We start from the raw sequence: 20,135 nt of genomic DNA on the forward strand, positions 1-20,135 counted from the left end.
TTACATATCCCCTTTTTCGTAGCTCGGGTAGCCAATGAATTTAAAATCTTGTCCAATTTTAATGATGTCTGTATTGGTCAATTCCACTGCATCGGCCATTTTAGCGAAACCTGTGCCTTCCAGGAAGGTTGGTGCGTCTTTCCCGCCAATCAATTTCGGAGCAAAGTATAGAACAGCTTTATCAATTAAATGACTCTCGAGGAATGAGGCATGGACGCTGCCTCCTCCTTCAATCAAAACAGAGGAAATAAGCTGATCGCCCAGAATCTCAACGACTTCGTTCACATCCACACGATTTGAACCTCTCGTCCGGAAAACTTTTATCCCTTGGGACAAGAGTGCTTTCTCTTTCTCTTCATCTGCCTTCTCACTTGTGAAAATCCAAGTGTCCGCTAATTTATCGGTGACTACTTTGCTCTCCATCGGTATACGCAAAGCAGAGTCCAAAATGATCCGAATCGGATTTCGTCCATTCGGTATCCTGGCCGTCAGCTCTGGATCATCTTCAATGACAGTATTCACCCCGACAAGGATTGCCATGTTCTCATTACGCAATTGATGCACATCCTGTCTGGAAGCTGCAGATGTGATCCACTTGCTATCAAGCGAATGTGTGGCAATTTTACCATCTAACGTTGTTCCTGCTTTCAACGTAATAAATGGTTTTTTCTCGACGATAAACTTATTGAATACCTCATTCATCCTGCGGGCTTCTTCCTCCCGTACTCCGATGATCACTTCAATGCCAGCTTCTTCAAGAATTTTCACTCCGTTTCCGGAAACGGCTGGATTCGGATCAAGCGTGGCAATGACTACTTTTTTTATTCCTGCCTCTTTAATTGCCACCGCACACGGTCCTGTCCTTCCATGATGGGAACAAGGCTCGAGCGTGACATAAATCGTCCCGCCCTTTGCTTTTTCTCCCGCCATCCGGATAGCATGTATTTCAGCATGCGGTTCACCAGCTTTTAGATGGGTACCGATTCCGACGATACGATTGTCATTCACAATCACCGAGCCTACCAATGGATTGGGGTCGGTTTGCCCTTTCATTGCTTTGGCATTTTGCAATGCCAAATCCATATAAAATGTATGATCAGTCATTGCTGCAGATCTCCTCATCGCCAAGGTGGCCGGAGCGTACGATTTTTGTCTTCAAGTAATTCTCGTTGAATTCAGATACATCTCCCCATAATGCGGACCGCCCGGAAAGCTGCATCCCCGCCTGCTCCATAGCTGCCAGTTTACGCGGGTTATTCGTCATCAGCGTGACTGGTTTCGTGCGCAATGCTTTCAGGACTTGGATTGCGTCTGTATAATCACGTGAATCATCCACAAAGCCGAGGCTTTCATTTGCTTCTACCGTATCATAACCATTTTCCTGCAGGATGTACGCCATCGCTTTACTGAATAACCCGATACCGCGTCCTTCATGGTTTGCCAAGTAGAATAATGCCCCTGTACCATGCTCAACAATTCGCTGCATGGACTGCTTCAGCTGGAAGCCGCAATCACAGCGTTTGCTGCCAAAAATATCCCCTGTATGGCAGATGGAATGCATGCGGATCAACGCATCCTCTGCTTCAGCAAAGTCGCCATAAACCAACACACTGGACTGCTGCATTTCTGCCAGATTCATGTCAGATAATTTTGCGATGATTTCTTCGTAATCCTTGGCCACTTCATCGCAATTCAGCCAGCAGTACCACTGGAAGGTAACTGTTTCTCCGTAAAGGTTTACGGGCAGCTTGATCGGACCGACGAGATAAATGGCTCCCTCTGCTGTCGGAATAAGTTCAATTTTATCTTTCAAGATCGAAATGGCTTTCGATTCTAGTTTCATTTCTGTCATCATCTTTCTCCTTTTTTATCAGTGTACGTTGAATTCACTGGATTTATGTAGGCACCAGTTTGCCACGACCTTGTTCTCTACCATGATGTAATATCCTTCTTCCATCATAGTATGACAGTCAAGATCTTAGAAGTAGGCACATCAAGGTTATTTAGTATCCAAAAGGTAACTATAGCGATTCTTCGCTAACTATACACCGAACGACAAGCAAGGAAAATAAAAAGGCTCCACTCCTTGAGGAGGCTGGAACCTAATTTTACTCTGTCAGCTCTGTTACCTTATGTGGCAGAATTTTATGCAAATCATTCAAAGTCAGTTCCACCTGATACCCGATTTTTCCTGCACTGAAAATGATGCTTTCAAAGTCGGAAGCAGATTCATCCACTACAGTCCGGAAAACCTTTTTCATCCCTATCGGCGAACAGCCGCCATGCACATATCCAGTTAGCGGAAGCAATTCCTTCGCTGGCAGCATGCGAATCGACTTTTCTCCAACACTTGCAGCTGCCCGTTTCAAATCCAGTTCTTTCCCGACTGGGATAACAAATACATAATGCTGATTGGACTTGCTTACCGTGACAAGCGTTTTGAATACTTGATCTGGATTCTGTCCTAATGCCTCTGCCACTTCTGTCCCGCTTATGGCATCTGTATCAGCGTAGCTATAGGATTTGTATGGAATTTTCTTTTGATCCAGCATGCGCATGACGTTCGTTTTGTAGTCCATTGTATCACTCCTCCTACCGCTAAGGCTTATAAACGTTTTACTATGAATAATCCGGCTGTCATCAAAAATACAATTCCAACGCCATATATTCCAATCAAGCCGAGCTCGATCGTTTCGTAGCCCATTCCAAAAAGTACGAGCAGCAGTATACCTGAAAGAAGCCATACTCCTGCAGTAGTAGCTAATAAATAATCTTTCAGCATTCTGACTGTACGCTCATCCATTTCTGGCTGTCGTTTTCTATCCTTCAACCAGCTGATCAACATAGGCAAGCCAACGCCGCAGGTTGTTCCGACCAAGATGAATACGAGCAATGCTTTGCCCGATGGTAAGTCTTCGCCAATAAGTTTTAAACCAAGCCATAACCCTGCGAAACAACAGAAGGTAATGAATATATATACCAAAAGTTCATAACGTTTCTTCGTCTTTCGCATTTGCTACTCCTCCTCTATATAAAACAGCTGTTCAAATGGAATGTCAAAATACGCAAGCAGCCGAAAAGTCAGCTCTAAACTGGGATTGTATTTTCCTTTTTCGATGGCATTGATCGTCTGCCGTGTGATACCTATGTCCTCTGCCATTTTCACTTGCGTGATGGAGCGTTCTTGCCGCATTTCCCTTACTCGGTTATTTACTTTCATCTGCATCCTACCTTATCCACCCACATGTAAAGGTACCTTTACACTTAAGATATACCAAAAGAGACCAGATGTAAAGGTTACTTTACAACCGGTCTCTTATATCAGCTAAAAATCTTTTTACTTCTTTTGGACTTTTCAATGTGATGATTTGCTTGTCCATGGTCAGGTCCGCGAGCTTGTGCTGCATCTGGGGACGTCTCCTTTTCGGGAAGTCCCAAATCCATTTGAGGAACTGCCAATCAATTTTTTCCTTACAATCCTTTTGCATATCAGGACGTGATCGATTGTGATACATCAAACGTCTCTTCAAGACCCGGTACAGACAAAGCGTCCGGGGCATGTCCAGAAAAATGATCGTGTCGGCCTGCTCAAGCCGCATGTCAAGTGTGCTTTGATAATTGCCATCGATAATCCAGCTTCCCTTGCTTACTAATTGTGACTGAATTTGCTTTTGTTCTTCCCGCGGTGTAAGCACCCAATTCGGTTTCCAAAGAATGGCGTCCAAATGCCACACTTCTATGCCTAGTATCTTTCCTAGCTCCATTGCCAAAGTGGACTTGCCCGCTCCACCGGAACCGATCAATGCGATTCTGTTCATCGTCATGCGTTTGCCAACTCCTGCTCCAGCTCTGCTTCTGATATAACTCGAATTCCGGCTCTTCTGAACATGGCTGCTGTGACACCGGCACCGGCTTGCTTCTGGCCCTGGAAGGTACCATCATATATCACAGAGCTGCCGCAAGATGGACTATTTTCCTTCAGCACTACCATATCCACATCTTGCTCGTTGGCGATGGATAAAGCGCGTGCTGCGCCTTTTATGTACATGCTGGTAACATCTGTTCCCGATAGCTCGATCACTTTTGCTTTGCCATCTAAAACATCATACCCATTTCCGCCGACAATTTCAGCTGGTTCCCTGGGTGTTACGAATCCGCCAAGTAATTCAGGGCACACGCTGATTGCCTTACCCTGGGCAATCAGCTGTTCCACAATCGTATCGGTAGCCGGTGTTCCATTATAACGGACAGGTTTTCCCGCTAAACAGGCACTTACCATGATCATACAGATTCCTCCCGTCCAATATATACCAAATTATACCGTAAAACAAAAGGCCTCATCCATAGGATAAGGCCTTCTTCATGACAGCAAATCATCTATCTTTTCGGTATATGGTTTGAAATCAACGGAGCCATAGAATTGACTTATCAGCCGAACCGGGTCACCAAAAAAGAAATATTCATATAATGTCTCCCGTGTGCCAAAAGAAGACATGACAAAGTCCCAAGCAAGCCGGAACAGCTGCACTCGATCCTTCCCTAGTCGCGTCTTCCCCTGAAGATAATGGTTCAATTCTGATCCTTTTTCTGATTTAAACGCGTTCAGCGGAGGGATGCTCATCAATCCGCTCGCTCCAAGCTGGTGGATCGCTGGCGCGATTTCCGGGTACTTACGTGCAAAAAGATTCGATGCTACCTGGAGCGGCTTTAAATCCGGACGAAACGTCCCCCATTGATCAGGTGCTGCATCTGCTTCCGCTTGCTGCAGAAGTGATTGGAGTACCTCTGCTAAAATCACCAGATTAGCTGCCTTTTCCTGAACGTGCTGGTACTCTGCGATATTGATTTCTTCTATTAAGGATTGGATAAGGCCAATCGCAAATTCAAGCTTCGCAATCCGGCGGATCAATACTTGATGCAAGGTGAAGGCTGCGAAGTTGCTTTGGTTTTTAAAGCTGCTTGCAACAGCAACATTATCATAATAGAAAATGCGCTCCCATGGAATAAGCACTTTATCGAACAATACAATTGTATCTATCTCTTCATACCTGGCACTCAGTGGATAATCCGCTGTACTCTTCCCTCCGGCAAATGACTCCCTTGCCACGAATGTCAGTCCTTCTGCATTGCTCGGAATGGCGAATCCAAAGCCTCTATCCTGCTCAAAGCCTCCCGATGACAGGACTACCAGTTCATCCGTAATACCGCCTTGGGTTGCTAAGAGCTTTGCTCCATGAATAACAATGCCCTCAGCATTGCGATCCACGACCTTTGCAGCAATCGGCTCATCCTGTTGCTCAAAGTAGAAATCGGCTCTGTTTACCTGAGGGTCAATGAATGTATGCGTCATTGTCAGATCATGCTCGCGTACATACTCATAATAGCTTTGCAGGTGATCAGGGAAGCAGTTATCCTTTCCTTCCAATAATGGAGCGGAAGATGCGAGTGCCATCAGTACTGTATTCATATAATCCGGGCTGCGGCCAACCATTCCATTTGTTTGTTCTGCCCAGCATTTGATCATAGCACTTCGCCTTTTCAGATCGTCCTTCGTTTCAGGTTTGAGAAAGGAAAGGCCATAACGCTCTTCTGTATCACTGTCCGTATATGTCAGTATGTCTGCATAAGCAGGATCATGCTGCAGATCGTACAATTCTGCTTGCGTACGCATCACTCCCCGAAACGCACCATGCTTGGAAAGAGGCTTTTTCACAATTGATTTACCGTTCAACACTTTGTTGCCTAACGCATCAATACTGGTTAGATAGGCATCTCCAGTTCTGATAGCCAAACCACACCCACCCCTGTCATTTTGTTATCCATAGCGGATAAGCCGTTCTTCTCATGCAGATACTAGAGCCGTTATTCTCCCTTTCGTCTTTCTACTACCGTACGTACTGCTGCAAGAAAGACAATCAAGATGAAAATACCGAAAGCAAACAGCATCGTAAACATGCAAAAACCCCCTCAACGAAGAGTATTCCAATCGTTCACAATTTATTCAAAACAAAGTACTTGATAAAGTTTGTGAAGTATTGCACAATATAAATATAAAGAATGTGAAGTTATTCACATATTATAAATCTTAACAAAGGTGATGATCTACATGGAAAGAATCAATAAAGTAGCTTTGGTTGGTGCGGGATTCGTTGGGAGCAGTTATGCATTCGCATTGCTGAATCAGAATATCGTGGATGAACTAGTGATTATTGATCTAAATGAGAATAAAGCGATGGGCGATGCAATGGATCTGAATCACGGTCAAGCATTTGCCCCTCGTCCGACAAAAATCAGCTATGGCACTTACGCTGACTGCCAGGATGCAGATATTGTCTGCATTACAGCCGGAGCTAATCAAAAACCAGGAGAAACAAGACTGGACCTTGTGAGCAAAAACGTACAAATCTTCAAGGGCATTGTGGATGAAGTCATGGCAAGCGGCTTTGACGGCATCTTCCTGATCGCAACAAACCCAGTCGATGTATTGACACATGCAGTTTGGAAATTCAGCGGTCTGCCTAAAGAACGTGTTATCGGCAGCGGTACAACATTGGATTCCAGCCGTCTTCGCTACATGCTTGGTGATTACTTCGGCGTTGCGCCGCATGATGTTCAAGCACATATGATTGGAGAGCATGGCGATACCGAGCTTCCAGTTTGGAGCCAAGCGACAATCGGCGGTGTTCCGCTTGCAACAATGATGCAGACAGACAGCAAATATAAAATAGAAGATTTAGATGAGATTTATGTGAATGTACGAGACGCTGCTTATCACGTCATCGAGAAAAAAGGCGCGACCTACTATGGTATCGCGATGAGTCTGGTACGTGTAACACAAGCAATCCTTGGTGATGAAAAAGCAATCTTGCCAGTAACAGCATATCTCGATGGTGAATATGGGGAGAAAGATGTGTATATCGGTGTTCCGACAATTGTCGGCCGTAAAGGTGCACAGCAGGTACTGGAGCTGCCGTTGAATGAGAAGGAAAAAGATCAGTTCACACATAGTGCTGGCGTCCTTCGAAATATCGTGGAAGCTGCCTTCCAGACTGTGAGCTAACCCAAACCCTATCAGAAAAGAGATGAGCATAGCATGTGGATGCAAGCGTATGATCCGTTTGGCAATGAGTATGTTAGTGCAATAATCGCCTTTTTACCGATTCTGTTTTTCTTGGTTGGTTTGACCGCCTTCAAAATGAAAGGGGTACTTGCCGCGGGACTGACGCTGGTCATCAGCTTCGCCGTAGCGGTATTTGTTTTCCAGATGCCCGCACTCAAAGCATTATCCGCCATCGTCCTTGGTATCGGAAATGGTTTGTGGCCGATTGGCTATATCGTCATCATGGCAGTTTGGCTGTATAAGCTGGCTGTCAAATCCGGAAAGTTCGATGTGATCCGCGGCAGCATCGCAAGTATTTCGCAAGACCATCGATTACAGCTCTTATTGATTGGTTTCAGCTTCAACGCATTTCTGGAAGGAGCTGCCGGATTTGGCGTGCCGATCGCGATCAGCGCAGCCCTCCTTGCTCAGCTCGGTTTCAAGCCGCTAAAAGCGGCAGGACTGTGTTTGATTGCCAATGCAGCATCTGGGGCGTTCGGTGCCATCGGAATTCCTGTCATTACAGGGGCTCAGCTTGGCGGCATCAGCAGTCTGGAGCTTTCCCGGACACTAGCCTTGATCCTGCCTCCGATCAGTTTTATGATTCCTTTCCTGCTTGTCTTTATATTGAACGGTTTCAAAGGAATCAAAGAGACATTACCTGCATTGCTCGTACTAAGCGGTACGTACACATCCATCCAGACTCTGACTATGATTTTCATAGGTCCAGAGCTTGCTAATATCGGAGCAGCACTTATCAGTATGGGTGTCCTGGCCCTCTTCCTTCGTAAATGGCAGCCAAAGCATATTTATCGGGAGAAAGGTGCCGAGGTACAAGAAAAGCCCGAGAAGTATACAATGGGACAAGTGGTCAAAGCTTGGTCACCGTTTTATATCCTGACTATCGTCATCGCCTTTTGGAGTGCTCCATTCTTTAAAAATCTTTTTGCACCAGAAGGTCCATTGGCAGGCTGGATAGCCTACTTGAAAATGCCATTTTTGCATCAGGAAGTGGTCAAGATTGCTCCAATCGCCGTTACGGATACACCGATGGATGCCATCTTGAAGCTCGATTTCATTTCTGCAACAGGTACGGCTATTCTCGTGGCTGTCATTCTGACTAGTCTGTTCAGCCGGAATATCAACTGGAAATGTGCAGCAAGCGGGCTGCAGGAAGCAGCCAAAGAGCTTTGGATTCCAGTTCTCACAATCTGCTTTATCATGGCTTTTGCAAATCTATCAAACTATGCCGGACTTAGTGCATCCATAGGTTTGGCCTTAGCCAAAACAGGCAGCCTGTTTCCATTATTCAGTCCGATACTCGGCTGGATCGGCGTTTTCATCACTGGCTCTGTAGTCAGCAATAACGCTCTGTTCGGTACACTGCAAGTAGTCACCGGCAGTCAAATCGGTACAAGCTCCGCACTGCTCTTGTCTGCCAATACAGCCGGCGGCGTAATGGCCAAGCTCATTTCACCGCAGTCAATCGCGATTGCAACTGCAGCTGTCAAAGAGACAGGTAATGAATCAGCTTTGTTCAATCAGACAATCAAGTACAGCTTGCTGCTGGCCGGATTCGTATGTGTGCTGACATTCGTTTTATCTCTATTCTTGTAAAGAAAGGGTGCGCTCATGAGCGCACCCTTTCTTTATATGTTCATGACATTCTTACCACTACTAATTCAGATTTTCATTTTCCAAATAGTTTTATACTTCTTCTTATACTTATCGTCCTTGACTGTCTCAATCAAATCCATTGCCGTTTGCTTGATCGCTTCATCGTCCAACTGATTATACAGCTGTTTCATATTTTGCAGGATATCAAAACGAATCAACGTATGATTCTTTTCATCTATCCCTTTTTTAAATCGTTCTGCCATAAACTCCATAACCAAGTCTTTTTGTTCAGCACCACCAAGACCGACTTTCCAAAATGATTGCAGGCTATGTCTGGCGGTAACGAATTTCTCATCCTTGGTCACTTCCCAGAGCCGCGGCAAATCTGTAAGCATTCTATTTTCCGGATCGCTCTTTGCCAGATTAGCTAGATATTGAGCTGACCTGGAACGCTGATGATTATCTTTATCCGTCAAATCATCCAGCAGGTCATCCCAAACTTCATATGCCCAGTCTACCTGCTTTTCTGTTGCTTGGAGGATGTATTGATATGCTTCATAGCTCTCTTGCTTGTCCTTGGATTTTGATTTTATGAATGCCTCTTTTATTTCCCTATCCATATTACCCCTCCTTGTTTAGAAAATCTTCAATATCAAAAAGAAGACAGGCGGAACAAGCAGTGCTGGCAGGAAATTCATTGTTTTGAACTTCTTTATGCCTAGAATGCTTAGGCCTGATGCCATGATCAGGACGCCGCCTACTATGCTTACCTCATTCAGTAAATCCATATTCACTGTACTTTCCAAAGCTTTCGCCACCATATAAATCGAACCCTGCCATATAAACAAAACCCCTGCAGATAATGCGATTCCGAATCCAAAGGTTGACGCCAGGACCAAAGAAGTCACAAAATCGAGCATCCCATTTGCCAGCAGGTAAGAATAATTACCATGCAGCGCTGCTTCAACTGGACCTAGTATGGAAAGCGATCCTATACAGAATAAAAGAATTGCTGTAGATAGTCCTTCCGCTAAATTTGACTTGGAAAACTTCTTTACGACGTTCGTAAATCTTGTGTCCAAATCGAGTTTTTCACCGACTATCGCGCCGATTGCCAAACTGATAATAAATAGAACAGAATATTTACTTTCAGGAAGATGTCCAACGATAGCATTAACACCTAATGCCAGTGCGGCTAACCCCATTGCCTGCATCAGGATTGTTTGATATCTATCCTTCAGACCTTTCTTAAAGACGGTCCCGAGTGTACTGCCAATGATGATCATTGCTACATTGAAAAATGTTCCAAACATAATTTCTCCTCCACAAACGTAAGAACTTGAACTACTACACTGTTGTCCGCTTGATTAATTTGGTGTGGAACAGCTTCTGTTTTGTACCCTTCTCCACAGCTTGCAGGAACAGATGCTCTCCCATTTCCTCCAGCGGTATATGCATACTTGTAATGCCCATCATCCGGGCCATGGGCAGGTCGTCGAAACCGATAATGGCTAGCTCCTCCGGAATACGTAACTTCACTTTGCTGGCATATGTCATGACGCCTGCAGCAACTTGATCGCTTGTTATAATCAGTGCTGATGGCGGATCTGTCATTTGCTGGAGCTTTTTCATCAATGTCTCCCCATCCTCGAAATACAGCATTCTATCAAACACATAATCCACACGATAGGAGAGTTTCTTTGCTTCAAGGAAATCCCGGTAAGCTGCATCGCGGTTTCTACTGCTCGTCCCACCTAGCCTGGAGACGGTATAGCCGATTTTACAATGCCCTTCCTCGTATAAATACGTGAGCGCATCCTGAAAAGCCTGATATTGATCCACTGAAGAAGATGATAATTCCTCTGTTACATTCTCACATACAACAATCGGTCCATACTGTGTGTAAGAATTTATCAAAGAAAGCTCACAGCTGCGCGAACAGATGATCAGTCCATCTATCTGCTTTTGCCGGAGCATCTGCAATGCATCCTTTTCCCTCTCTGTTTGATAATCGGTCTGTATCAATACGAGCTTGCAGTTATGTACGAATGCCTGTTTCGCTATGCCTTTCAATAGCCGGGCAAAATAAGGATGATCCGAAAAAGGCAGCACCACACCGATCAGCTGTGTTTTTCCTGTCTTTAAATGTACCGCATTTACATTCTTTTCATATCCGGTCCGTTCAATTGCTTCCAGCACAGCCTTCCGCTTCTCCTCACTCACATAAGGATGATCATTGAGCACACGGGATACAGTCGTCACCGAGACTCCGGCCATCCTGGCTAAATCCTTGATTGTCGCCATATGTTCTCCCTCTCGCTATGTACTTGATTACAGTATAACGCTTCCGTGTTTGAAAAAACACTTGACCTGGTATCGTTTTCAGCAAGTACCCTGTGGATAAGGGTGCTGGGAACCGGAGCGTAATCCGTTATGGCAGAGCGTGATCTGGTACCGCACTTCTATAGTTGCCAAACTTCACAATAAAACAAAAAGGCCGAAACGGCCTTTTTACATGATTTCCTTTATGTAATCATACACATTCTTCACAATCAGCACAGTCGTCACGACGATGAACAGAATACGTACATACCCGCTGCCTCGCTTTATCGCAAAACGCGATCCAACAATCGATCCGAAAATTCCGGATATCCCCATGATCAAACCAATTGTGTAATGCACCTGACCTAAAATCATAAAAAGAATCAATGCCGAGACATTGCTGCCGAAGTTCAGCAGCTTGGCGTTGCCGGCGGCATGCAGGAAATCGAAGCCAATGAACAGGAAAGCAAACATAAGAAAAGATCCTGTCCCCGGTCCAAGAAATCCATCATAAAAACCGATGAGAGTCAAGACTGCTGCAAAAACAAGCAGTCTTTTCGGCGTTAATTTTTCGTAGGTAGAGACGCTCCCCCAATCCTTTTTTATGATGGTGTAAATAGCAACTGCAATCAGCATGATCAGCATGAGCGGCTTGAATAGTGCTGGATCGATAACGTGCACAGTCCATGCCCCGAGCATAGAACCGACAAAGGATAACGGAAAGAACTTCATAACAGATTTCAATTCCAGATTACCAGATCGATAGAACATGAGCGTGCTTGTAAAGGAACCCATTGTTCCTGCCAGTTTATTCGTTGCTACCGCAGCAGCCGGATTCAATCCCGCAAACAATAATGCCGGGATAGTGATCAGGCCGCCCCCTCCGACGACAGAATCGATGAATGCGGCAAGAAATCCAAAAAGAATGATGAGCAAAATCGTGTCTAATTCCAAATGCATAAAGTCCTTCCTGCCCTTTCTCTAAAAGAATTTATTAATACCATTATCTTACCATACGAAAAAATGGCTTGTAGATAACTCTAATGATCAAATGCTTCCCTTACAAATTTTTAATCAGCAAGCCATTAATACAGCAAAGAATATCCTATTGACATTCTTCTGGTTTCATTCTATCATTTATCTAATTGATACTGATTATCATTATCATAATGAGTTCGACTATCACAAGCAGAAAGCAGGAATACTAAATGAAAAAAGCACTAATTGCTATTATCGGTCTCTTCCTAATCATTCTCAGCGCATGCGGTTCTTCAGAAGAACCCACTGCCTCTGGCAGTGAAAAAGAGACAAACGAAACCTTTACATATGAATCAGAAACTGGTCCTGTTGAAGTGCCTGCTGATCCGCAAAGAGTTGTAGTCTTGGCATCTTATGCTGGTGATGTACTTTCCCTTGGCGTCAATATCGTCGGAGTGGACCAATGGGCGAAAAGCAGTCCTGTCCTTGCAGACGGATTAAAAGATGCGGAAACAGTAAGCGAAGAAGATGTGGAAAAAATCCTCGAGCTGAAACCGGATTTGATTATTGCAGCAGACACAACAAAGAACTTGGATAAGTTCAAAGAAATTGCTCCTACTGTCACATACACGTATAACAAAGTCGATTACCTGACGCAGCATGTCGAAATCGGAAAGCTGCTGAATAAAGGTGATGAAGCACAGCAATGGGTCGATGACTTCAAGGCACGTGCGAAAACGACAGGTGATGAAATCAAAGCCAAAATCGGCGAGGATGCTACTGTCACTGTAATGGAAAGCTATGAAAAAGGCATGGGAGTGCTTGGCGACAGCTGGGGCCGCGGTACAGAAGTCCTTTATCAAGCAATGGGACTTTCTATGCCGGATAAAGTGAAGGAAATGACCGAAAAAGACGGCTATACAATGATTTCCTCCGAAGTACTTCCTGAATATGTCGGCGACTATCTTGTCATCAGTGAGTACAGCGACCAAGATAACTCCTACCAAGAGACAGAACAATTCAAGGAGATACCTGCTGTAAAAGAAGGTCATGTCTTGACTGCAGATGCAAATGCGTTTCTTTTCAATGATGCGTTGACTTTGGATTATCAGTTGGACTTCTTCGAGGAACAGTTCTTGAAGTAATGAAAAAAGAGGGCTGCGATAGCCCTCTTTTTTAATGCAATCATACTTCTATTTTCTTTTTGGAAGCTCAAGCACTACTTCCAAGAACTTATCAACAGCTGGTGAATGCCAATTGCCACATCCACGTTCCCATTCATAAGCTCTTTTGGTTTACCATTGGTTAATTTGATTTTCACTTCAGGGTATAGGAAACGAATATACCTTCAATATTGCTCACAGTCTCTACCGACACCATAACGAAAGTCAGAGAGCTTTTATACTCCTCTGCCTGATTTTATACACGGGCTTATTAGGAACAGCTTAAATAAATGACGACTTATCCTTCTGATTTACGGTCAGACTTGAGCCATCCCGCCATCTACGAATAATTCGATGCCGTTTACGTAGCTGCTTTCCTCCGAGGCCAGAAACATAACCGCGTCGGCAATCTCCTCCGTCTTGCCCATGCGGCTTAGCGGAACGGTATTCTTCGCTGATTCAAGGACTTGATCTACCGCCTCGCCAAACATATCATCATAAGCAGGAGTGTGAACGCCGCCAGGGCTCAGTACATTAAGTCGAATCCCTGTACCTTTCAAATCCATTATCCAGCTCCTCGCCATCTGACGGAGCGCTGCCTTACTACCTCCGTAGACACTAAATCCTGGGTCGCCGATCGTACCAGCCGTCGATCCGGTTAAGATGATGGTTCCCGTCATATCCGGAAACAGCGGCAAAGCCTTTTGTATGGTAAACAAAGTACCCTTTACGTTCACTCCGAAGGTCGTATCGTACTGCTCTTCCGTAATTTGACTTAAGGGTAGCAAGCTGCCAATTCCAGCGTTTGCGAATAGAATATCCAGATGTCCTTTCTCCTGCTTAACCTTATCAAACAGTTTGTCCAAGTCCTTCAAATTAGAAATGTCACCTTGAATGCCGGTAACCCGGTCACCGATCAATTTTACTGCTGCTTCCAGCTCATTTTGTCTACGGCCGGTAATAAATACGTAGGCCCCTTCGGAAACAAATCGTTGTGCCGTCGTAAGTCCGATACCGCTTGTTCCTCCGGTGACAACTACTACCTTTCCTTCAAATCTCCCCATATCTATATGCCCCCATAATATTTTTGTATCGTCCCAGACCTTAAAACGTTAACGTTTCAACGTCATCACGCATTCATTATATGACTTCCCCATTCGCCCGTCGGCTGCAACCAGCTGACGCTTCTATCCACAATTAGATCACCTAATCTTCCTTCGTAATTCTTGCGGTATGGTTTAACAAATTCTTCTGCAAGCCAGCTATCTCTAGTGCCTTGCCATGTTTCATAAATAATCAAGTCATCCGGTTGATCCAGATCGTCTGATACAATGGCACTAATAAATGCCTTTTCGGATGACATTTCCTCAATAAGGGAAGATAGCTCCTTGCGGAATTCTTCTTTTTTCCCTGGTTTAGCTTTGAATCGAATATTGAGTTGAACTTGTTGATTGGACATGTTGACTCCCCTCCCATAAGTTTCCGTTACGCCATTTATCATAAGGCTAGATGAAGAATTCATCAGTAATGTAGATTACGTCGAAAGCATACATTCGAATGAAAATTCATACGAGTCATGAAATCAAGCTAGTTCTTTCATCGCTTTTTCGATATGAACCATGACCATTCTACGGCTAGTCACGATAATACCTTCATTAGATAGTTCCTGTAAGATAATCGATACCGCTTCTCTTGTGGCACCGATCATATTGGCTAATTCTTGATGAGTCAAGGGAATATCTATTTTTAGGTATCCATTTTCTTCTATGCCAAACTTCTTAGATAGTCGGTGGAGAAAGTAAAGTACTTTACCGCGTAGATCCCTAAAAACCAATTTTTCCACAAATTCCTCCTGATCTCGCAGGCGTTTGCTTATTTCTGATAAAAATCGCAAAGACAATTCAGGGTACTTTCTTAAAAGTGGTTCGAATTGTTCAGTCGGAATCGAAAAAACAATCGATTCTTCCATCGTCTCCACATAAACCCCTGTTGTGCCCAATGAAAACGTTTCAACTTCACCGAACATGCCGTCTTTGCTTAGGATGCAGACCGTATGTTGTTTGCCGTCCGAATTGGTTTTGTATAAACGAAGTTTACCGGAGATTACGAAAAATAAGCCCTTCCTTTCATTTCCGGGTGTCTGAAGAATAGAATTTTTTGAAAGCTTATACGTATTTGATCTTGTTACCGATTGTTCGATTTCACGGATAATTTCTACCGGAAGCGATTCAAATATCTTTATTTGTGGCAAAAATGATGTTATATTTTCCATCGCCTTATAATGTAACATTTTGCCCCTCCTTTCAATAATTGCGAATGACAACCGCTCCATCCTCCACGATAGCCGTTCCTCGTGCAACATAATCTATAGCGGAGTGTTATATTCATCATAAACCACCATAATTTAATCTTCTGTAATCCAGATTACAAAACTTTTTTCATTGAATTAAAGAGGAATAAGAACCTCACCAAGTTCCTCACTTTTTAAATGCGCTTCATTAAAGAGAGCCTCCGACATAAGGACACTATCCTCATAAAATGCCGTCTAATGAAAAAAACCATCCTGTCACTGGCAGGATGGGTATCTTATTATATTTAACTATTACTTAAATGCCGAATTGCTCTCCAGAACATCGGTATCTTTTAAAACTGTATTCGAATAGTTCTTTCCCCATGCATACATGGCATCAAGAATCGGCAGCAAGGAAAGACCTTCTTCCGTAAGGGAATACTCTACTTTTGGCGGGACGACTGGATACACTTCTCGATGTACAATCTGATCATCTTCCAATTCCCGCAGCTGCGAAACGAGCATCCTTTGTGTAATGCCTGGGATTAGACCTTTCAGTTCATTGAAGCGTTTCGTCCCTTCCTTGCCGAGATGCCACATGATCAGCATTTTCCACTTTCCGCCGATGATGGACAAAGTCAGTTCCTTTTCACAATTGAATTTCTGTTTTTCTAAACGACTCATCCGCCATTCCTCCTTACAGTATACTTTTCGTCACTATGTAAGAAAAAAGTGCGTACTTACATAGTGAAATTATACTCCCTATAATAAGAGTTGCAAAGGGATAGCCTGTTTCCCGCTGGCTATACTACTTTCTTAGGAGGGATGATCAAATGAATAGATTTACTATACCTCGTGATATTTACTTTGGGGAAGGTGCCTTGGAAGTATTGGAAAGCATCAAAGGAAACAAAGCGATGCTTGTCATCGGAGGAGCTTCTGCCAGAAAAAGCGGTGTCTTGGACCGTGTCCAGTCTCACCTTGAGAAAGCTGGTATCCAGACGCAAGTGATCGACGGTATCCGCGAGGAGCCTACAACCGACAAAATCAATGAAGCGTTGGAAGCTTTTGAGCATTTCGGCCCAGACTGGGTTATTGGAATCGGCGGCGGATCCGTTATGGATGCAGCCAAAGCGATGTGGGTATTCTACGAGCATCCAGACCTTTCATTTGAAGATGCCACAAAACCATTCGAATTGCCAGCATTGCGTTCAAAAGCAAAATTCATCGGAATACCGACAACAAGCGGCAGTGCATCCGAGATTTCCAACCTGTCCGTTGTCACTGATTCCAAAACTAAAATCAAATATCCGCTGGCTGATTTCGAGCTTACACCGGATATCGCAATTATCGATCCGATTACTATCTATGATATGCCAAAAAATATCACTGCTTTTACAGGTATGGATGCAGTCACGCATTGCATCGAATCTTATGTAGCGAAGCCGCGTACCGTATTCACTGATTCCCTGGCTATCGAGGGAGCAGAAATTCTTCGTAATCATCTGATACCATCATATAATGGTGAACGCAGTTCCCGCGAGCAAGTGCATTATGCACAAGCGATGGCCGGTATGGCATTTGCAAATGCCGTGCTAGGCAATGTCCACAGTATGGCACATAAGAGCGGTCCTACTTTCGGAATTGCCCATGGGTTGGCTAACGCGATTTATTTACCATATGTCATTCAGTTCAACCGCAGTGTTTCGGAAGAAAGATACGCCAGCATCGCCCGCCGTCTGCAATTAAGCGGCAGCACGGACGCTGAACTGACAGATTCGCTTATTGGATGGATACGAGATTTGAACCGTGAAATGGATATTCCATTGAATCTGCGTGATTTTGGAGTGGACGAGGAACTATTCTATGCACATGTGGATGATATGGCTGCTAATGCAGTGACAGATCCATGTACTGGCACCAATCCGCGTGAAACTTCTGTTGAGCAAATGAAACAGCTGTATGTCGCTGCCTTTGAAGGCAAGGACGTGGACTTCTAAAAAAGTAACCTCTGAAGCATATCATTGCTTCAGAGGTTATTTTCTTCAATCAATCCGTTTAAATCGTTGTATTCCATATTGGGCTTATGGCCAAGCCGATCTGCTGGTGCACCCTTGCGATTTATCCATGCTGTGTGAAAACCGAAATTAGCTGCTCCAGCAATATCCCAGCCATTTGAAGAAAGGAAAAGTACTTCGCCGCGTCTTACATGTAATTGTTTCAATAAGTAGGCATAAGAAGCAGTTGTTGGTTTATATTGTTTTATCTCATCGACACTGACTACCGCATCAAAGTAATCTCGGAAGCCGGCATTCCTTAAAAGCGGATCAAGCATCTCATCTGGTCCATTCGAGAAAACGGCCAGCTTCTTATCTTGAAAATGCCTCAATATTTCCTCTGTTTCTTCATAAGGCAAAAGCTGATTGTATGCATCCATGAGATCCTGTACCACTTCGTCGGAATAGCTGCATTCGTGTATTTCCAAAGCATAAGAAAGGGCATCTTTCGTAACGATGTTAAACGGTTCGTACTGCCCCATCAGCTGTCGCAGGAATGCATATTCAAGCTGCTTGCTTCGCCATAAGGACGAAACAGCCTCCCCTTTTCCCGGGAAATGCTGCTCGCAAGCTTTTTGTATACTCTCCACATCAAATAATGTTCCGTACACATCGAACACAATTGCTTTTATATCAGCCATTGGATACTCCTTTCGCCTTTTGCTCCTGCTTCTTCTCAGTCTTATAACGCATGATAAATGATATCGGCACCATAATTAGGATTAAGATACCCGAAAATACAAAAGCCTCATTGATTGTCTGCAAACTCGCCTGCTGGGCTGCTTCTCCTGCTGCCGCAAGATGCGCTCTGCGCACTTCAAAATAGATGCTGAAGAACACGATACCAAAGGCGGAAGATATTTGACGCAGCACATTGTTCATTGCAGATCCTTGCGATACAAGATGTTCCGGTATGTCATTCATTCCTGCAGTCGTGGCTGGCATATTGCTGAGTCCAAGACCTGCCCCCCGAAGCATATTGATAACAAGGATCAGCCAAAATGGTGTAGACAGACTGAGGTTTCCGATAAGGAAAGTAGCTATCGCCAGAATCAATAGACCAGGAGGCACAACCCAGCGCGGCCCTTTCTTATCCAAAAGCTTGCCGCCTAATGACATCATGGCACCGCTGAACAATGCAGCTGGCAGAAATAGCAGCCCTGTTTGGATCTCACTCAGTCCGTAAACATTCTGAATCAATAATGGCAGCAGGAATATTCCAGAAAACAGCCCAATCGAGGCCGTCGCTGTCACCAATATTGAAACTGTATAGCTGGGATTGCGGAAGAGTGAGAGCTCCAACAATGGCTGCTCTTTTTTCCGCTCATAAAAAACGAAAATCGCTATGGCTAGTACCCCGACTGCAATCAGCGCAAGGTTAGATTCTGATACAAGCACATCCAGTGTCTGTCCTCGGCCCAATGCATACAAAACCAGGCCGATACCAAGTGTAACGAATACGAACCCGCCCTTGTCGAAGCGCCGCTCTGGATTGGCGTCTGTGGATTTCAAGTACCGACTAGCCATCAGCAAACCGAGAAGACCGAACGGTAAATTGAAAGCAAACAGAAAAGGCCAAGGCAAGTAAGCAATCAGTACACCGCCAATTGTCGGGCCGATTGCAGGGGCCACCATCGCCGCTACGCCATACACCCCGACAGCAAGTCCGCGCTCCTGCTTCGGAAAGGCTTGGAATATGAGTGCCATGGATATCGGCATCATCAGCCCGCCGCCGATACCTTGAATAAAGCGCGCCGTGATGACAAATGGAAGACTGCCGGAAAATATACCGAAAATGGACCCTGCAAGAAATATAACAAGGCCCAGCAGATAGATACTCTTTTTCCCAAACCGATCACCAAGATAGCCAGTGACAGGCATCGTCATACCCATTGCAACCATGAAGATCGTGAGTATCCAGCCGACACTGACAGCATTGGCATCGAATGTGGAAATCAATGATGGCAGAGCCGGATTCAACATACTATTGTTCAAAATAACAGTGAATGTCCCAAATAGGACAGCTACAACGACCAACCACTTAGATTCTAGTTTACTCACACGCATACTCCCAACTGTTTTTGCGTTTCACTCCAGTTGGCAACGCTTCCTATTTTACGACCAACACTGGGCAATTCGCTCTTTTGATTACTTCTGTACTTACACTTCCAACCACTAGCTTCTGGAATCCATTTAAACCCCGTGTCCCAATCACAACCAAGTCAAATGCATCATTATTTGCCTTATTGGCAATCGTTTTTCCCGCATCGCCACGCTCGATTGTACGGGTATAAGGAATATTCGCATTCTGCAGTTCCGCTTCATTTGCCTGGATACGAAGTTCTCCGTCCCGGTCCATATCATCCGGCTTAACCTGCTGCAGTACAATTTCGCTGTTTCTTACATCTTGTATGATATAGGTAATTTCCAGCTGTACAGGCTGTGTGCTGGCCTGACAAATCTTGATCACTTCTTCTGTCGCTCGCATGGAGTTCTCTGAACCGTCGACAGCCAATAGGATTTTCTTATACATATTAGCGCCTCCCACAACTATGATAGTTGCCATTTCCCTTAAAACAGCGCTAACAAACGAGATGACGCAAATACTT

The 20,135-nt window shown here is 44.5% G+C and carries 23 protein-coding genes; 4 read left to right on the plus strand and 19 right to left on the minus strand.

The window, feature by feature from the left end; translation table 11 throughout:
• The 8 genes from ribD to hpaB all read right to left on the minus strand — a co-directional run bounded on the left by ribD (nucleotide 1) and on the right by hpaB (nucleotide 5,791).
• Nucleotides 1-1,104 carry a bifunctional diaminohydroxyphosphoribosylaminopyrimidine deaminase/5-amino-6-(5-phosphoribosylamino)uracil reductase RibD gene (ribD, locus tag SFC25_RS08985; protein WP_411214946.1) on the minus strand — a complete coding sequence of 368 codons (1,104 nt, stop codon included), beginning with the start codon at nucleotides 1,102-1,104 and terminating at the stop codon, nucleotides 1-3.
• Nucleotides 1,097-1,852 (minus strand): GTP cyclohydrolase II, encoded by a 756-nt coding sequence (locus SFC25_RS08990; protein WP_411214988.1) that lies wholly within the window; start codon nucleotides 1,850-1,852, stop codon nucleotides 1,097-1,099. Before SFC25_RS08990 ends, ribD begins: the two co-directional genes overlap by 8 nt.
• A 256-nt stretch (nucleotides 1,853-2,108) precedes the next feature.
• On the minus strand, nucleotides 2,109-2,579 hold the full coding sequence (gene ybaK, locus SFC25_RS08995) for a Cys-tRNA(Pro) deacylase (RefSeq protein WP_411214947.1): 471 nt from the start codon (nucleotides 2,577-2,579) through the stop codon (nucleotides 2,109-2,111).
• Between the two features lie 26 nt (nucleotides 2,580-2,605).
• Complete coding sequence (locus SFC25_RS09000; protein WP_411214948.1) at nucleotides 2,606-3,013, minus strand: hypothetical protein; 408 nt, start codon at nucleotides 3,011-3,013, stop codon at nucleotides 2,606-2,608.
• Nucleotides 3,014-3,016: 3 nt separating this feature from the next.
• Entirely contained in the window at nucleotides 3,017-3,226 is a 210-nt protein-coding gene (locus SFC25_RS09005) for a helix-turn-helix transcriptional regulator (RefSeq protein ID WP_411214949.1), read from the minus strand.
• A gap of 76 nt (nucleotides 3,227-3,302) precedes the next feature.
• Complete coding sequence (locus SFC25_RS09010) at nucleotides 3,303-3,818, minus strand: DNA topology modulation protein (protein WP_411214989.1); 516 nt, start codon at nucleotides 3,816-3,818, stop codon at nucleotides 3,303-3,305.
• Between the two features lie 2 nt (nucleotides 3,819-3,820).
• On the minus strand, nucleotides 3,821-4,285 hold the full coding sequence (locus tag SFC25_RS09015) for a 2-thiouracil desulfurase family protein (RefSeq protein ID WP_411214950.1): 465 nt from the start codon (nucleotides 4,283-4,285) through the stop codon (nucleotides 3,821-3,823).
• Between the two features lie 75 nt (nucleotides 4,286-4,360).
• The gene (hpaB, locus tag SFC25_RS09020; protein WP_411214951.1) at nucleotides 4,361-5,791 is read right to left on the minus strand and encodes a 4-hydroxyphenylacetate 3-monooxygenase, oxygenase component; all 1,431 of its coding nucleotides are present in this window, start codon (nucleotides 5,789-5,791) and stop codon (nucleotides 4,361-4,363) included.
• Between the two features lie 315 nt (nucleotides 5,792-6,106).
• On the opposite strand from hpaB, the gene SFC25_RS09025 reads away from it, so the two are divergent.
• Both SFC25_RS09025 and SFC25_RS09030 read left to right on the plus strand, forming a co-directional pair.
• A complete protein-coding gene (locus tag SFC25_RS09025) occupies nucleotides 6,107-7,060 on the plus strand; it encodes an L-lactate dehydrogenase (protein WP_411214952.1) in 954 nt (317 codons plus the stop codon).
• A gap of 33 nt (nucleotides 7,061-7,093) precedes the next feature.
• The gene (locus tag SFC25_RS09030; RefSeq protein WP_411214953.1) at nucleotides 7,094-8,716 is read left to right on the plus strand and encodes an L-lactate permease; all 1,623 of its coding nucleotides are present in this window, start codon (nucleotides 7,094-7,096) and stop codon (nucleotides 8,714-8,716) included.
• 65 nt (nucleotides 8,717-8,781) lie between these two features.
• Here the strand turns inward: SFC25_RS09030 and SFC25_RS09035 are convergent, their stop codons facing one another.
• From SFC25_RS09035 to SFC25_RS09050, 4 genes are all read right to left on the minus strand, one after another.
• A complete protein-coding gene (locus SFC25_RS09035) occupies nucleotides 8,782-9,336 on the minus strand; it encodes a hypothetical protein (protein ID WP_411214954.1) in 555 nt (184 codons plus the stop codon).
• 15 nt (nucleotides 9,337-9,351) lie between these two features.
• On the minus strand, nucleotides 9,352-10,029 hold the full coding sequence (locus tag SFC25_RS09040) for a DUF554 domain-containing protein (protein WP_411214955.1): 678 nt from the start codon (nucleotides 10,027-10,029) through the stop codon (nucleotides 9,352-9,354).
• Nucleotides 10,030-10,063: 34 nt separating this feature from the next.
• Nucleotides 10,064-11,020 carry a LacI family DNA-binding transcriptional regulator gene (locus SFC25_RS09045; RefSeq protein WP_411214956.1) on the minus strand — a complete coding sequence of 319 codons (957 nt, stop codon included), beginning with the start codon at nucleotides 11,018-11,020 and terminating at the stop codon, nucleotides 10,064-10,066.
• A gap of 207 nt (nucleotides 11,021-11,227) precedes the next feature.
• The gene (locus SFC25_RS09050) at nucleotides 11,228-11,998 is read right to left on the minus strand and encodes a TSUP family transporter (RefSeq protein ID WP_411214957.1); all 771 of its coding nucleotides are present in this window, start codon (nucleotides 11,996-11,998) and stop codon (nucleotides 11,228-11,230) included.
• Nucleotides 11,999-12,246: 248 nt separating this feature from the next.
• Between SFC25_RS09050 and SFC25_RS09055 the strand changes: the two genes are divergently transcribed.
• The gene (locus SFC25_RS09055) at nucleotides 12,247-13,161 is read left to right on the plus strand and encodes an iron-hydroxamate ABC transporter substrate-binding protein (RefSeq protein WP_411214958.1); all 915 of its coding nucleotides are present in this window, start codon (nucleotides 12,247-12,249) and stop codon (nucleotides 13,159-13,161) included.
• Between the two features lie 335 nt (nucleotides 13,162-13,496).
• On the opposite strand, the gene SFC25_RS09060 is transcribed toward SFC25_RS09055, so the two are convergent.
• The 4 genes from SFC25_RS09060 to hxlR all read right to left on the minus strand — a co-directional run bounded on the left by SFC25_RS09060 (nucleotide 13,497) and on the right by hxlR (nucleotide 16,153).
• The gene (locus SFC25_RS09060; protein ID WP_411214959.1) at nucleotides 13,497-14,243 is read right to left on the minus strand and encodes an SDR family NAD(P)-dependent oxidoreductase; all 747 of its coding nucleotides are present in this window, start codon (nucleotides 14,241-14,243) and stop codon (nucleotides 13,497-13,499) included.
• Nucleotides 14,244-14,308: 65 nt separating this feature from the next.
• A complete protein-coding gene (locus tag SFC25_RS09065) occupies nucleotides 14,309-14,638 on the minus strand; it encodes a putative quinol monooxygenase (protein ID WP_411214960.1) in 330 nt (109 codons plus the stop codon).
• Nucleotides 14,639-14,761: 123 nt separating this feature from the next.
• The gene (locus SFC25_RS09070; protein WP_411214961.1) at nucleotides 14,762-15,469 is read right to left on the minus strand and encodes a Crp/Fnr family transcriptional regulator; all 708 of its coding nucleotides are present in this window, start codon (nucleotides 15,467-15,469) and stop codon (nucleotides 14,762-14,764) included.
• Nucleotides 15,470-15,781: 312 nt separating this feature from the next.
• On the minus strand, nucleotides 15,782-16,153 hold the full coding sequence (gene hxlR, locus SFC25_RS09075) for a transcriptional activator HxlR (protein WP_038558186.1): 372 nt from the start codon (nucleotides 16,151-16,153) through the stop codon (nucleotides 15,782-15,784).
• Between the two features lie 149 nt (nucleotides 16,154-16,302).
• Here hxlR and SFC25_RS09080 point away from each other — a divergent pair, with 149 nt between their 5' ends.
• Nucleotides 16,303-17,469, plus strand: coding sequence for an iron-containing alcohol dehydrogenase (locus SFC25_RS09080; RefSeq protein ID WP_411214962.1), 1,167 nt, complete (start codon nucleotides 16,303-16,305; stop codon nucleotides 17,467-17,469).
• A 29-nt stretch (nucleotides 17,470-17,498) separates the two neighbouring features.
• Here SFC25_RS09080 and SFC25_RS09085 read toward each other — a convergent pair whose 3' ends face one another.
• Genes SFC25_RS09085 through SFC25_RS09095 form a run of 3 tightly spaced genes read right to left on the minus strand, consistent with a single transcriptional unit; the run spans nucleotide 17,499 to nucleotide 20,059 of the window.
• Nucleotides 17,499-18,167 (minus strand): haloacid dehalogenase type II, encoded by a 669-nt coding sequence (locus SFC25_RS09085; RefSeq protein WP_411214963.1) that lies wholly within the window; start codon nucleotides 18,165-18,167, stop codon nucleotides 17,499-17,501.
• Nucleotides 18,160-19,593: an MDR family MFS transporter gene (locus SFC25_RS09090; RefSeq protein WP_411214964.1), complete on the minus strand. Its 1,434-nt coding sequence runs from the start codon at nucleotides 19,591-19,593 to the stop codon at nucleotides 18,160-18,162. Before SFC25_RS09090 ends, SFC25_RS09085 begins: the two co-directional genes overlap by 8 nt.
• 43 nt (nucleotides 19,594-19,636) lie before the next feature.
• Nucleotides 19,637-20,059, minus strand: coding sequence for a universal stress protein (locus SFC25_RS09095; protein WP_411214965.1), 423 nt, complete (start codon nucleotides 20,057-20,059; stop codon nucleotides 19,637-19,639).
• Nucleotides 20,060-20,135 lie beyond the last annotated feature (76 nt).

It is taken from the genome of Terribacillus saccharophilus (assembly GCF_046592595.1).
GTDB lineage: Bacteria > Bacillota > Bacilli > Bacillales > Amphibacillaceae > Terribacillus > Terribacillus saccharophilus_C.

Excerpts from the sequence above, each read along its gene's own strand:
- SFC25_RS09005 (WP_411214949.1), bottom strand. The coding sequence starts at position 3,226 with ATGCAGATGAAAGTAAATAACCGAGTAAGGGAAATGCGGCAAGAACGC.
- hxlR (WP_038558186.1), bottom strand. The coding sequence starts at position 16,153 with ATGAGTCGTTTAGAAAAACAGAAATTCAATTGTGAAAAGGAACTGACT.
- SFC25_RS09080 (WP_411214962.1), top strand. The coding sequence starts at position 16,303 with ATGAATAGATTTACTATACCTCGTGATATTTACTTTGGGGAAGGTGCC.
- SFC25_RS09055 (WP_411214958.1), top strand. The coding sequence starts at position 12,247 with ATGAAAAAAGCACTAATTGCTATTATCGGTCTCTTCCTAATCATTCTC.
- SFC25_RS09070 (WP_411214961.1), bottom strand. The coding sequence starts at position 15,469 with ATGTTACATTATAAGGCGATGGAAAATATAACATCATTTTTGCCACAA.
- SFC25_RS09085 (WP_411214963.1), bottom strand. The coding sequence starts at position 18,167 with ATGGCTGATATAAAAGCAATTGTGTTCGATGTGTACGGAACATTATTT.
- SFC25_RS09040 (WP_411214955.1), bottom strand. The coding sequence starts at position 10,029 with ATGTTTGGAACATTTTTCAATGTAGCAATGATCATCATTGGCAGTACA.
- SFC25_RS09095 (WP_411214965.1), bottom strand. The coding sequence starts at position 20,059 with ATGTATAAGAAAATCCTATTGGCTGTCGACGGTTCAGAGAACTCCATG.
- SFC25_RS09015 (WP_411214950.1), bottom strand. The coding sequence starts at position 4,285 with ATGATCATGGTAAGTGCCTGTTTAGCGGGAAAACCTGTCCGTTATAAT.
- SFC25_RS09010 (WP_411214989.1), bottom strand. The coding sequence starts at position 3,818 with ATGAACAGAATCGCATTGATCGGTTCCGGTGGAGCGGGCAAGTCCACT.
- SFC25_RS08990 (WP_411214988.1), bottom strand. The coding sequence starts at position 1,852 with ATGACAGAAATGAAACTAGAATCGAAAGCCATTTCGATCTTGAAAGAT.
- SFC25_RS09060 (WP_411214959.1), bottom strand. The coding sequence starts at position 14,243 with ATGGGGAGATTTGAAGGAAAGGTAGTAGTTGTCACCGGAGGAACAAGC.
- SFC25_RS09025 (WP_411214952.1), top strand. The coding sequence starts at position 6,107 with ATGGAAAGAATCAATAAAGTAGCTTTGGTTGGTGCGGGATTCGTTGGG.
- SFC25_RS09000 (WP_411214948.1), bottom strand. The coding sequence starts at position 3,013 with ATGCGAAAGACGAAGAAACGTTATGAACTTTTGGTATATATATTCATT.
- ybaK (WP_411214947.1), bottom strand. The coding sequence starts at position 2,579 with ATGGACTACAAAACGAACGTCATGCGCATGCTGGATCAAAAGAAAATT.
- SFC25_RS09050 (WP_411214957.1), bottom strand. The coding sequence starts at position 11,998 with ATGCATTTGGAATTAGACACGATTTTGCTCATCATTCTTTTTGGATTT.
- SFC25_RS09035 (WP_411214954.1), bottom strand. The coding sequence starts at position 9,336 with ATGGATAGGGAAATAAAAGAGGCATTCATAAAATCAAAATCCAAGGAC.
- ribD (WP_411214946.1), bottom strand. The coding sequence starts at position 1,104 with ATGACTGATCATACATTTTATATGGATTTGGCATTGCAAAATGCCAAA.
- SFC25_RS09030 (WP_411214953.1), top strand. The coding sequence starts at position 7,094 with ATGTGGATGCAAGCGTATGATCCGTTTGGCAATGAGTATGTTAGTGCA.
- SFC25_RS09065 (WP_411214960.1), bottom strand. The coding sequence starts at position 14,638 with ATGTCCAATCAACAAGTTCAACTCAATATTCGATTCAAAGCTAAACCA.
- SFC25_RS09090 (WP_411214964.1), bottom strand. The coding sequence starts at position 19,593 with ATGCGTGTGAGTAAACTAGAATCTAAGTGGTTGGTCGTTGTAGCTGTC.
- SFC25_RS09045 (WP_411214956.1), bottom strand. The coding sequence starts at position 11,020 with ATGGCGACAATCAAGGATTTAGCCAGGATGGCCGGAGTCTCGGTGACG.